At 62.5% G+C, this 2,031-nt stretch carries 1 protein-coding gene and 2 pseudogenes; 2 read left to right on the top strand and 1 reads right to left on the bottom strand.

What is annotated here, in order from left to right:
* Positions 1 to 290 (bottom strand): annotated as a pseudogene (locus AYR66_RS21565) (hypothetical protein); the annotation flags it as partial.
* A gap of 349 nt (positions 291 to 639) precedes the next feature.
* Between AYR66_RS21565 and AYR66_RS21560 the strand changes: the two are divergent.
* Positions 640 to 1,542 (top strand): transporter, encoded by a 903-nt coding sequence (locus AYR66_RS21560; protein ID WP_088709212.1) that lies wholly within the window; start codon positions 640 to 642, stop codon positions 1,540 to 1,542.
* 57 nt (positions 1,543 to 1,599) lie between these two features.
* Positions 1,600 to 2,031 (top strand): annotated as a pseudogene (locus tag AYR66_RS28505) (hypothetical protein); the annotation flags it as partial.

Raw genomic sequence — 2,031 nt, 5'->3', positions numbered from 1 at the left:
CCGGCGGGTTTGCCGAAAACATCGACGATGGTGCCTTCCTCATCCAGCCACGCGAGCATCCAGCCGCTGCCGCCGATGGTGCGCTGGAGTGTCGCCAGTTCCGGCGCCGCCATGGCGGCGAGCCGCTGGTTGCGTTCGCGCACGCGTTTCTGCTGTGCCGCGCTGACTTCATTCAGCAGCAGCGTATCGGTCGGCGAAATGCCGTAGCGGCGCGAGCGGTCCCATGACTTCCTGACGATATCGGACAGGGGCGAGCGCGGGTCAAGGCGCAACTGATCCAGGTTGAGCATCGTTGTCTCCTTTGATCGACGTCGCGTCTTTATCGTGTTTGTTGTGTGCAGCACGCGCGCCGGACGGTGGTGGATGACGTTGTATCAGACGTGCCACGGCCAGACTGTCATTCAAATTACAAAGATTTCACGCGCTCGCCCAGCAGGTGTCGCCTTCGTTGACAGCACGGTTTCGGGCAGTGGTGCAAAACGTGACACTCGGTGTGCTTTCCTGCAACGCAGCATTTCCTGCAAGTGCCTCAATTCATTGAGTTTTCCTTCCGGACGTGGCTGCGTGGCACGGTCGCTGCACAACATGGTGCGGCACACGACGATGCCGTTCAAAAAAACACCATCAAAGGAGAGTTGCATGAAGAGGAGAGCATTGCTCGAAGGGGAAATGTCTTTCAAACGGGCAAGTGCGGCGGCCTTGCTGGCCGCACTGGCAAGCGCGCCGGCAGCGGCAATCGATGTCGATGCCGGCGACTACACCGCGCTGCCGGCGGGTACCAACCTCGCACTGGTCTACTACCAGCACGCGGAGCGCGACAAGCTGTACAGCAAGGGCAGCAAAGTACCGCTCAACGCGGGGCTGGATTCGGATGTCGGCATCCTGCGCGGCGTGCATTTCATGGATATCGGCGGCTATATCGTCGATCCGCAATTCCTGCTGCCCTTCGGCAAGCTGAAGGCGAAGGATGGCACCAGCTTCCTCGGCGATACCGGCGGCACCGGCGACCTCCTCCTTGCGGCGACGGTGTGGCTGGTGAACCGGAAGGAAACGAACACCTATTTCGGCATCACGCCTTTCCTGTCCCTGCCGACCGGCCAGTACGACCGCAGCAAGGCGCTCAACCTCGGCGAGAACCGCACGAAGTTCACGCTGCAGGCCGGCTACATCACCTCGCTCACGAAATCGCTGTCGCTCGACCTGGTCGGCGACTTCACGGTGTACGGACGCAACCGTGAATTCGGCGCCGCCGGCGCCACGCTGGAACAAAAGACCAGTTACCAGGCGCAAGCCCATCTGCGTTACCACGTCAATCCGGCCTTCGACCTGCGTGCCGGCGTGTCCAAGGCCATTACCGGCGAGACCAGCGTCAACGGCGTTGACCAGGGCGACCGGGGCAGCACCACCAAGTTCAACGTCGGCGCGTCGTACTTCGTGCGGCCGACGACGCAAGTGCTGGCGACCTACGGGCGCGATGCCTCCGTGCGTGAAGGATTCAAGGAAAACAACCGCCTGAACCTGCGCCTGCTGCAGGTGTTTTAACGGATCGTAGGGTGCGCCCCGCGCACCGTTACCACAGCATCATCACAAGGAGACGACATGAAAAAAATGATGTCCGCTGCAGCATTGTCGCTGCAGCTCGCCGTCCCGTTCGCGCACAGCGCCAGCGGCGACGTCACGGTATACGGCCTCGACCAGGGCCAGCAGCGCCACAGCGCGCTCAAGCAGGTCAGTACCGGCAACGTGAAGAACCTGGTCCCGGTATGGAACCTGAGCCTCGCCAGCAACCACACGCAGTCGCAGCAGCCGCTGGTAATCGACGGCATCATGTACCTGCCCACCGCCGACGCAACGCTGGCGGTGGATGCGCTGACCGGCCGCCAGCTCTGGAAGACGTCGCTGAGCTACCCGCAGGATGTGTTCGGCGTGGTCTGCTGCGGCATCCTCAACCGCGGCCTCGCCGCACACCAGGGCAAGCTGTATCGCGGCACGCTCGATGCGCACCTGGTGGCGCTTGACATGCAGTCCGGC

The organism is Noviherbaspirillum denitrificans (assembly GCF_002211445.1).
Classification (GTDB): Bacteria; Pseudomonadota; Gammaproteobacteria; order Burkholderiales; family Burkholderiaceae_D; genus Noviherbaspirillum; species Noviherbaspirillum denitrificans.
Note: the sequence above shows the minus strand (reverse complement) of the source record. Positions and strands in the feature narration are given on the sequence as shown.